The organism is Dyella acidiphila (assembly GCF_014863405.1).
Lineage (GTDB): Bacteria > Pseudomonadota > Gammaproteobacteria > Xanthomonadales > Rhodanobacteraceae > Dyella_B > Dyella_B acidiphila.
In genome coordinates, this window is record NZ_JACZZA010000007.1 from 227,657 (window position 1) to 237,348 (window position 9,692).

At 62.2% G+C, this 9,692-nt stretch carries 9 protein-coding genes and 1 tRNA gene; 4 read left to right on the forward strand and 6 right to left on the reverse strand.

Features of this window, described 5'->3' with window-relative positions; genetic code table 11:
* Window positions 1-24 precede the first annotated feature (24 nt).
* A complete protein-coding gene (locus IGX34_RS13095) occupies window positions 25-342 on the reverse strand; it encodes a hypothetical protein (protein ID WP_192556163.1) in 318 nt (105 codons plus the stop codon).
* Between the two features lie 128 nt (window positions 343-470).
* Between IGX34_RS13095 and IGX34_RS13100 the strand changes: the two genes are divergently transcribed.
* Both IGX34_RS13100 and IGX34_RS13105 read left to right on the forward strand, forming a co-directional pair.
* Window positions 471-1,052, forward strand: coding sequence for a cysteine dioxygenase family protein (locus tag IGX34_RS13100; RefSeq protein WP_192556183.1), 582 nt, complete (start codon window positions 471-473; stop codon window positions 1,050-1,052).
* A 28-nt stretch (window positions 1,053-1,080) separates the two neighbouring features.
* Window positions 1,081-1,166, forward strand: a tRNA-Leu gene (locus IGX34_RS13105).
* A 419-nt stretch (window positions 1,167-1,585) separates the two neighbouring features.
* Here IGX34_RS13105 and IGX34_RS13110 read toward each other — a convergent pair.
* Together IGX34_RS13110 and IGX34_RS13115 are read right to left on the reverse strand one after the other, a co-directional pair.
* Complete coding sequence (locus IGX34_RS13110; protein ID WP_192556164.1) at window positions 1,586-1,888, reverse strand: hypothetical protein; 303 nt, start codon at window positions 1,886-1,888, stop codon at window positions 1,586-1,588.
* A complete protein-coding gene (locus IGX34_RS13115; RefSeq protein WP_192556165.1) occupies window positions 1,875-2,255 on the reverse strand; it encodes a hypothetical protein in 381 nt (126 codons plus the stop codon). The genes IGX34_RS13110 and IGX34_RS13115 overlap by 14 nt, the downstream gene beginning before the upstream one ends.
* 213 nt (window positions 2,256-2,468) lie before the next feature.
* Here IGX34_RS13115 and uraH point away from each other — a divergent pair, with 213 nt between their 5' ends.
* Together uraH and IGX34_RS13125 are read left to right on the forward strand one after the other, a co-directional pair.
* Complete coding sequence (gene uraH / locus IGX34_RS13120; protein ID WP_192556166.1) at window positions 2,469-2,888, forward strand: hydroxyisourate hydrolase; 420 nt, start codon at window positions 2,469-2,471, stop codon at window positions 2,886-2,888.
* Window positions 2,860-3,069 carry a hypothetical protein gene (locus tag IGX34_RS13125; protein ID WP_192556167.1) on the forward strand — a complete coding sequence of 70 codons (210 nt, stop codon included), beginning with the start codon at window positions 2,860-2,862 and terminating at the stop codon, window positions 3,067-3,069. Before uraH ends, IGX34_RS13125 begins: the two co-directional genes overlap by 29 nt.
* Before the next feature lie 281 nt (window positions 3,070-3,350).
* Here the strand turns inward: IGX34_RS13125 and IGX34_RS13130 are convergent, their stop codons facing one another.
* The 3 genes from IGX34_RS13130 to IGX34_RS13140 form a co-directional block, all read right to left on the reverse strand.
* Complete coding sequence (locus IGX34_RS13130) at window positions 3,351-6,575, reverse strand: two-partner secretion domain-containing protein (protein WP_192556168.1); 3,225 nt, start codon at window positions 6,573-6,575, stop codon at window positions 3,351-3,353.
* Window positions 6,576-6,674: 99 nt separating this feature from the next.
* Window positions 6,675-8,381 carry a ShlB/FhaC/HecB family hemolysin secretion/activation protein gene (locus IGX34_RS13135; RefSeq protein ID WP_192556169.1) on the reverse strand — a complete coding sequence of 569 codons (1,707 nt, stop codon included), beginning with the start codon at window positions 8,379-8,381 and terminating at the stop codon, window positions 6,675-6,677.
* A 563-nt stretch (window positions 8,382-8,944) separates the two neighbouring features.
* Window positions 8,945-9,394, reverse strand: coding sequence for a hypothetical protein (locus IGX34_RS13140; RefSeq protein ID WP_192556170.1), 450 nt, complete (start codon window positions 9,392-9,394; stop codon window positions 8,945-8,947).
* Window positions 9,395-9,692: the final 298 nt, after the last annotated feature.

Below are 9,692 nucleotides of genomic sequence, written 5' to 3' on the forward strand. Positions count from 1 at the left end.
GCCCCCGTTGGGTCACAACCCAACCTACAGCGCGATCGGCTCGAACTCCGCGAACATCCCCTCGGCCTCCGGCAGCTCGCGCAGCGGCACGTAGTCGCAGGCGCTGGCGAAACGCTCCCACAGCTCCGCCACCCGCGAGCTGTTATGGGCGGCCTCGATGGCGCCATCCGCCCACTCGAACACCTCCACAATGGTGCCGTCCTTGGCCCGCATGGCCTGGGCCGGGCGCTCGGTCACCAGCCCCAGCGTACGCAGGCACGGCACGTGCTCGCGGACCAGGGTCTCCAGGTCCGCCTCGCACCCCGGTTTGGGGCGGTACGCTACAATCACCATCACACCCATGGACTCCCCCTCTTGGGCCCGATCAGGCATCGATCACCGAAGGCTAGCAGAGAAGCCTCCAGGGCTTCAGCCGGTTTGTTCTTTCAGTAGGGTCATCTGCAACCCCAGCCTTGTCCGAGACGTCCGCCATGCTCACCACCGAATTCCCAGGCTGTCAGAAGCTCATCAGCGCCATTGACGAAGCCGTCGCCAAGGGTTCCACCCCGGCCATCACCGACAGCCTGCGCAACAGCCTGTGCAAGCTGATCCGCAACCAGGAAATCAAGCTGCCCGAGTGCGTGTTCGAGACGGCCGAAAACCGCTACGCCCGGCGCGAGCTCTACCGCAGCGAGGACCTGGGCTACTGCGTGGTCGCCATGACCTGGGGCCCGGGCCAGGGCACCCCCATCCACGATCACTGCGGCATGTGGTGCGTGGAAGGCGTGTGGAGCGGCGCCCTGGAAGTGGTGCAGTACGAGCGTCTGGCCGACGAGGGCGACCTGTGCCGCTTCCAGCCGGTGGGCTCGATCCAGGCCGGCCCGGGCTCCGCCGGCAGCCTGATCCCGCCGCACGAGTACCACACCATCCGCAATCCCAGCGACGACTCGGTGGCGGTCAGCCTGCACATCTACTCCGGCAACATGACCCATTGCGCCGTGTTCCAGCCCAAGGGCCAGGACCATTGCTACGAATGCCAGGACCGCCAGCTGAGTCTCGACCCGGTCCACTGAAACCGGCATAATAGGCGTTCGCCTGCGTGCCGGTGTGGCGGAATGGTAGACGCGGTGGACTCAAAATCCACTGGCAGCGATGTCGTGTAGGTTCGAGTCCTATCACCGGTACCAACAGCGCGTTTCAAGCCGTAGCAACACAATTTTGAAACGTCGAAAAGCCCGCGGAAACGCGGGCTTTTTCGTATCTGGCGTATCTTGTCGAAGATCGGCAAAGAGCGATCAGGCCAGGGATGCATGAGGTACTTGCGGGGGTATTCGCTCCAATCGGGCTGCGCAAGAAATCCCCCTCCGCCCAGACAAGGCCGACATATCCCCCCAATTGGATTTCCACGCATGGCGAGCTGCCCAACTCGCTATCTCGATCAGGTAAAGAACTTTCGTCCCTGGCATTTGTTGGCGTTGGTTTGCTTGCCTTGGGCGATCCATGCAACTGCAACCGGCGCCTCAGCGAATCGAGGGCGTTGAATCACGTTCGAACGCAGCCAAGGCCGAGCGTCAGCACTTCGCAGAACGTTGCCCGGCTGACCTGCTTACTCCAGATCGGCTTGATCGGCCGCGCCGCCGAACGGCAACTGCGTCTGCATCAGCACCTGGTAGATGCGCCGTCCCCTGTCGGTCAGCCCGACCACTTGATAATCGATCGTGCGATAGCCGCTGGCATCCACGACAAGCTCGGCATCGATCAGCGCATGCTGATGCAGAATGCCAAACCCGCGCAGCACCTGCTCGCAGCTATACGCACTGGCTGGATCGTATTCGGTGGCGATCATGGGCGAGCACGTCGATACCGCATGCAGCAAGTCGAAGATCAGCGAGATATCAGCGAACGACACGGATCTTCCCTCCGTCGTTGCACCCAAGCCCGCGCGATGGAAATGCAGGCGCAGCAGCCGGTTCAGACGCGTTTTCACGCAGGGAGCGAAACTCCGGCGACATCAGCAACGTCTCGCGCAGCAGGCGGTGCATGCTGCGTCCGTAGTCGCTGGCGCCGTGATCGAGGGAGATAACGCTGTCCTGATCCACGGCGAAATTCACTACCGGCGATTCGATCAGGCATTCCCGCCACAGCATGCACAGGCACGACAATATGTCGGATCGGCCATATCCGCCCTCTTTTGCGTAATGGGCCACGTCGAGCCGGCCCCGTGCAATCGCAGTGCCTAAAAGATCGTAGACAAGAAAAATATCCGCACAGGGCATAACGGCCACCTCGAAGAGAGGTCGTTAGCGTAGGAATGCATGATTCTTCCACCAACCGGAAATTTCTCATCTTTCCGCCGAAATTAAGCCCAAAGCCAAACACCGACAAAAACCTGGATTTTTCCGGCTGGCTCCGTCGTTCCCGACCGATGAAATGGCATGGCTCACAGCAACTGCTCGCGCAGCCAATCAAACCATGCATGGAGATTTCCAATGAAATACCTTCAAACAACGGCACTGGGCCTGTCACTTGCGCTGGCAGGCGCATCTGCCTTCGCGGCGGAACCCCGTTCGATCAGCGTACATGTGCTCGACCAGGTGCATGGCGAGCCTGCGCCATCCGTTGGGGTTACGCTGGAAGAACAGGCGTCGGACCATGAAACATGGTCGCTGCTGTCGCAACAGACGACCAATGCACAGGGGCGCGTTGGCAACCTGCTTCCCGCCAAGCAAGCGCTGCACAAGGGTATCTATCGAGTCACCTTCGCCACCGGCGACTGGTTCACGGCACACACGCAGTCAAGCTTTTTCCCATCGGTAACGGTGACTTTTCGCGTCGACGACCCTGCCCAGGGATATCACATCCCTCTGCTGCTGAGTCCATATGGGTATTCCACCTATCGGGGAAATTGACGCGCAGCGTGCGCCGGTGTTGAAGCTTGGCACCGGCGCAAAAAAGATCCCCTCCATCGGTCATCCATCAATAAAGGAACGTCAGTTCAGGGGTAAAGCTGACGTACTGAGGGATGAATCATCCATTGCCGATGGAGAGGAAAACGGGGAATTGCTGAGTGCAGAAACAGTAACCACGTAATGAAGAACATGTTAGGAAACACCGCACCGCCTCCCTACCAGAAATTTCCAGGCCTTCAAAAGTTGGTTTTCGTCCTATTACACAGTCGCCGTTGGTGCACGAGATAGTCGATCGAAACCATCGCTTTTACTTGGCGCCGGTGCCGCAGCCGCAAACCCACACGGCAGATTTTTTCCCATCGATCCGCACGCCATTTCTGCAAACAAAAAAACGGCCGGAGCCTGAGCTCCGGCCGTTCTGCTACAGCTGCCGATCCAGGTAAAACCAGACCGGCCTGCGGCTTACCACATCGACCAACGCTGCGGACGGAAATAACCCGGCGCAGACGGACGAGACTGCTGGGCCATCGGCGGCGGCAGTGTCGGTGCCGGGAAGTTCATCGCGGGGAACGAGAACACCGGCTGCGGCTGGAAGTAGCTCGGCATCGCCGGAGCGAAACCGAACGCCGGGAAGCCGCCCGACTGATGCATCGGCACGTTGAACACCGGACCGAACGCGGGTCCGCCAAACGCCGGCAAGCCGAACACCGGCGGCAGGGACGGCGGCGGCACGTACGCCGGCGGCGGTGGCGGCGGCGTGGCTACCGGACGACCCGCATCCGCGGAGACATAGCCGCCGGAACCTGCCGGTACGACCGTGACGCCATTGATGACGATCGAACCCGGGCGATGCGCCGGAACGTACTGCGCGTCGCCCTGATGCACCACGCCGACCGAACCGATCGCGCCGAGCAAACCATCCAGGAACGACGACAGATGATCCTGCCCGGCATCTGCCGTACCGACATCGACCGGCCTGGTTACCTGGCCGCCGCTGGCGACGTTTGTACCCTGCGCGATCTGGCCGCCGGTGGCCGAAATACCCGGCCATCCCGGCACCTGCGTCGGATCCACCGTGATATTGCCGGCGGCGTCGATCACATAGCCCGGACCCGTCACGCTTCCATCGGCATGCACGATGCCATCGTGGTCGCTCGACACATTCGTGCCGGTGCTGATCGAACCGCCCGCGCCAACGATGTTGTTGCCCGAATCGACGATGCTGCCGCTACCGACCGTGTTGCCGCCGGAATAGATGGAACCGCCATCGGCGACGTTGTCGCCGATGTCGACCGTGCCGCCCGCCGCAACCTGGTTGCCGTCCGACGACACCGTGCCGCCGTTGCTCACCTGGTTGTTGCCTTCGCTCACCGTGCCGCCGGTAGCCACGTGCTGGCTGCCCGCGCCGGTGATCTGCTGGCCACCGGTGGTGATGTCTTCGCCGTGCGAGGTCTGGCCGCCGGTGGTCAGGCTGCCGCCGTTGACGGTGTTGCCACCCGTGCTCACCGTGCCGCCATTGCTGGCAATGTTGCCGCCCGTGTTGACCGTGCCACCCGTGACATGGTTGCCGCCGGTGTTGATCGTGCTGCCGGTACCCACCGTGTTGCCACCAGTATCGATCGTGCCGCCATTGGCCACGTTGTTGTCCGAGCTCACCGAGCCGCCCGCGGCAACCTGGTTGTCGCCGTCGTGCACCGTGCCGCCGTTGCTCACCTGGTTATTGCCCTGGCCCGACGCACCATCGGTCGGCGGAACCGGCTTGCCGGCGATGGTCACGTTGTCGCCGATGGCCACGTTGCCGTTGCCATTGCCGATCACCACGTTGTCGCCAGGCTTGCCGATCACCACGTTGCCCGAGTTGGACGGCGGGGTCGTACCGGTCACCTGCTGGCCGCCGGTGGTGATGTCTTCGCCATGCGAAGTCTGGCCACCCGTGTTCAGGCTGCCACCGTTGACGGTGTTGCCGCCGGTGTTGACGCTGCCGCCATTGCTCGCGACATTGCCGCCCGTGTTGACCGTGCCACCCGTGACATGGTTGCCGCCGGTGTTGATCGTGCTGCCGGTACCAACCGTGTTGCCACCAGTATCGATCGTGCCGCCATTGGCCACGTTGTTGCCCGAGCTCACCGTGCCGCCCGCAGCAACCTGGTTGTCGCCGTCGTGCACCGTGCCGCCGTTGCTCACCTGGTTGTTGCCTTCGTTGACCGTGCCGCCGGCAGCCACTGGCTGGCTGTCGGTGCCGGTCACCTGCTGGCCGCCGGTGGTGATGTCTTCGCCATGCGAAGTCTGACCACCGGTATTCAGGCTGCCGCCGTTGACGGTATTGCCGCCGGTGTTGACGTTGCCGCCGTTGCTGGCGACGTTGCCACCGGTGTTCACCGTACCGTCCGTGACGTGGTTGCCGCCGGTATTGATGGTGCTGCCGGTGGCTTGGTTGCCACCCGTGTTGATCACATTGCCGGTACCCGGCTTGGCCTCATTGGCAGGCGGCTGCGGGAACCACGATGCCCAGTCACCGTCCCAATCGCCACCCACATCGTTGTTGCCATCGTCGATCTGGCTGTTTGAACCGATGGTGTTGCCGTTGTCGTCGTGCAGCAGGCCGCCGTCGCTGGTGTTGAGCTCGCCCACCACCTTGGAGTCAAAGCCGTTTGCATACAGCTTGCCGCCCGCACTCACGGTGCCGTTGCTGACGAACTTGGCCGATTCGGCGCCGGCCGCGGCCGTGGCGGTGATGTCGCCCTGGGCCGTGCTCAGCGCACCGTCGCTGATCACGCTGCTGGCCGTCAGGTTCATGTCCTGCTGGGCCTTCAGCGTACCGGTGCTGGTGACGCTCACGGCGCCGGCATTGGTCACATTCAGCGAGCCAGACTGTGCCTGCACCGTACCGGACACATTCACGCCCACGCCCTTTTCGGTACCGACCAGCTCAATCGCATTGGCGTACATGCCGCCGAGCTGGGACACGTCCAGCGCCACCTTCGGCGCGGCGTCGGTGGCCGTAGCCGCCGTCACCTTGCCGTCGGCGTACTGCACGCTGTTGGGGCCGGTCACCACGCGCAGCTGCTTGGCGTTCAACTGCGCATTCAAGGTGACGCTGCGCGCCAGCAGATCGGCCTTGTCGGCACCGGTAGCGTCCAGGCCCTTGCCGATGACGCTGATATTGCCACCGGCCACCTTGATCGCCGCCACGCTGCCATCCGCACCCAGTTGCGGGGCACCGGTGGTCAGGGTTACGCGCGAAGCGTTGATAAAGCTGGCGCCATTGGCACTGATGCCGTTGGGGTTGGCCATGATCAACGCGGCCCGCTGCCCGGCGATTTCCGTAGCACCATTCAGCACGGTGCCGGTCTTGCCGGTGACCTCGGTGATGATCACCTTGGCCGCACCGCCGGCGAGGTTCGCATTGCCGGCAATCTGCCCGGCCAGCTGCGAGTTCGCACCGTTGACGCTGTTGTTGAGCACCACACCTTGCGTATCGACATTGAACGTGTCGAAACGGTTGTGGGACACGCCCGCACTATTGGGCGCAACGATATTGACCACCGGCGCGCTGCCGCCGCCCTGCGTTACCGCAGGACCGCCAGCTCCCGGCACGATCGCCGCGAAAGCACTGGCCGGCAGGGCCAGGGCCAACGCTGCATACAGCTCGCGCCGGTACATGGGCTTGTTGCTTGAGTTCGACATATAAGTATTGCCTCACTATGGATATCCCCCTGGGACCGGCAGCCCTCCATGGCCAGCCGGCATACGGGACCGGCCAGGGCGGCCGGCAAAAAAGAGGACTTAGAAGCGCGCCACCATCTGCAGCGACACATTGAAGCCGCCGTTGGGAACCGCCTTTGGCTTGTTCAGCGCCTGCCCGACCGAAAGGTCGTAGCTCAGCCGCGCCACGCTGCCGCGCAGACCCAGGCTTACGCTGCTGAAATGCTGGCTGCCGCCCGGGCGCAGAGACGGCCCGCTGAGCTTGGCCGCATCCACGCCCACATACGGATTGCCCAGCTTGCCGCCGCTGTTCCACACAATGTTGTTATGCGATACCCAGCCGTTCTCGGCGGTAAAGACATAGCGGCCATCGAAGCCGCGCACGGCGTAGCGGCTGTTTACCGAAAGGTATTCGGTCCACGGCAGCGGCGTAAAAGCATGCTGGCCGTAGAGATTGCCTTCGTAGCTGAAACCTTGCTTGCCGATGGCAAAGGGCACGTTGACATCGACGTTGGCCGTGCCGACACGGTAGCTGCCGTTCCAGTGGCTGCTGCCTGCCACATACCCCGGCACACTGGAAAGCCCGGGCATGCTGCCGCGCACGCCCACCGTGCCGTGCAGCGTGGACTGCCCCACGTAGTGCAGGTAGTCGTAGCTGGCGCCGAAGCCTGTGATATCGCGCTGCTGCACGCCCAGGCGCTCGTTGCCGAGAAAATTGGAATCCTTGCGGCGATTGAGCTGCAGCTTCACCGTGCTGCGGCTGCGCTGCGTACGATGCAGCACCCGGTCCGCCCCCACCTGCGCCATCGTCGTATAGCCGGTATAGGCGATATGGCCGCCGCCCACCAGATCGAAGGTCTGCTTGAAATAGGAGCTGTTGGCGTTGAGCGAAAAATTCCAATAGCCCACCGGCAGCGACCAGCTGGTACCCACAGCGCGCGAGGCCTGGCGTGCGTTGCCGATATTCATATTGTTGCTGTAGGTGAGCAACAGCAGATCGTCGCGTTGCAAGGGCGAATCCAGCACCGCAATAACGCCCAGCTGATTCTGGCCAGTGGCATCCAGCCCGCTGTTGTCCGCCGTGAACAACACATGCCAGGGACTCTTGCCGCGCTGACGATCCAGGGTGATGTCGCTGGTGCCGGGTTCGTCGCCGGGCGTCAGCGTGAACTTGGCGGTAGCCTGCCCCGGCACGCGGCGGATATTCTCCAGCGCCTGGTCCAGATCGCGCACATTCAACACATCGCCTTCGCGTACCGGCAGCGCATTGCGCGCACGCAGGGCCTCGCCAGTCGCCTTGTCGATAAATTTGCCGATGCGACCCGGAATCACCTGGATCGTCAGCATGCCATCGGCCAGGCTCTGCTGCGGAATGATCGCCATGCTGGTGACATAGCCGCGCTGGATCAGTTGTCCGGTCAAATAGCGCTGCAGCGCCTGCAAGCCCTCATGTCCCAGGCACATGCCGCGCAGCGATACCGTGCCCGGCAACCAAAGAAACGGCTCGCTGCCGGTCCAGCGCACATCGTTTACGGCAAAGCACGATGTTTCCGCTGGCGGCTGGAAGGCGCCTTCTTTCTGCTTGCGGCTGCGCTTGAGCATATGCTGCTTGTCGGCCACCGCATCCTGCACACGCTCCAGCTCGCGGCTCAGGCGCCGCTGCGCCTCCTGTCCTTCCTGTCCCGGCTGCGCCGTTTGCGCATGCGCCGTACCCGCCTGCGCCAAGCCATAGGCCACTGCCAGCGCCAGGCCTGCATAGCGGGGAGCGGCAAGACGTTGCACACCCATGCGCAAAGACCTTGCGCGAAGATCAATCCTGCTCGAAGACACGCCCTTCAATCCTGAATACGTCTTTTAAGAAGTACGCAGTTTGCAAGAACGCCAGCTGGCGGTACTCCAGGATTTTTCCAAAAGTATTCTGTCAGCGCATGCTTCAGACGGCGCTGAAAATTAGGAAAAATACGCGCGCATCGTTGCCGTCACTCGTACGCCATCACACTTCTCTCGTGAACATCTGCGTGAAACGACGCGAAACAAGAAGACCTTCGAGCACCGTGCTTTTTCGACAACCACATCGAAGCCAGCAAGTCACCGCCGATCGTCAAAGCCACCAACCGGTCATTCCGGCGAAGGCCGGAATCCATGGCGAGTGCGAAGCGTGGATTCCGGCCTTCGCCGGAATGGCGTCCAGGAAAAATGTTCGCTTTCTATCGCGGCCAACTCTGCTGAGTTGCAAGAACCTGAAAAGCTTCCATGGGAAGTTCGCTTTTAACCGGCGGGTTCAGCGCAAACTGGATTTTCACTTCCCAAAAAGATGCCCTGCTGCCCACACAAGCAAGCCACCCAAACACCTACCGCTTCGGCAACGCCTGCCGTTGCCACACCGGACACAGCCGCTCATCCACACCACGTTTCTGCCGCTCAGGCGGCGGCACCGTCGCACACACATCCTCTCCATCAGCAGGCAACACACCAGAGAGAAACACACGCCGCTCCTCCACCGCCTGCTCCTTCGGATCCATAAAACGCAACACCGGCCGCCGAGCATCACGACCAGCCGAATCCGCCTCCAGCTCCACCCCATCACCCGACAAACGCCCCTGCCTCGCCTCAATCGCCTGATAAGCGGAGCTTCCTGCACGCGTCACAGAGTCTTGTGCCCACGCACCAGCTCCAGCCATCCATCCGGCGACGGCGCCCAAAGCGAAAATCCACAATACGCGACCGATGCGCCAACTTCCCGCCGACAGGCCGGATATGCACAGGCAACGCTTTGCCGCACTTGCTGCACGATAAGCCATCCCGCGCCCTCCTCCGTTTCAAGGCCATGGCCGAATACCGATGTATGCGCCGCGTTCGTTCCGGCATCCACCAAGCCACTTCATATAGAAGCGACTGCCGAACAACGCAAAGTCATCGAAAGGTAAAGCACGTCCTTTCATGCAACAGCTCCGATACCGCTGAGCTGACCTGAAATTTCTGGTCCAGATCCAAAGTTCATAGACTTATGACGAGGAGACTGGACGATGCCCAAGAAACGCTTTAGTTCCGAAGAGATCATCCACAAGCTGCGCGAGGCCGAGGTGCTTTCCTCGCAGG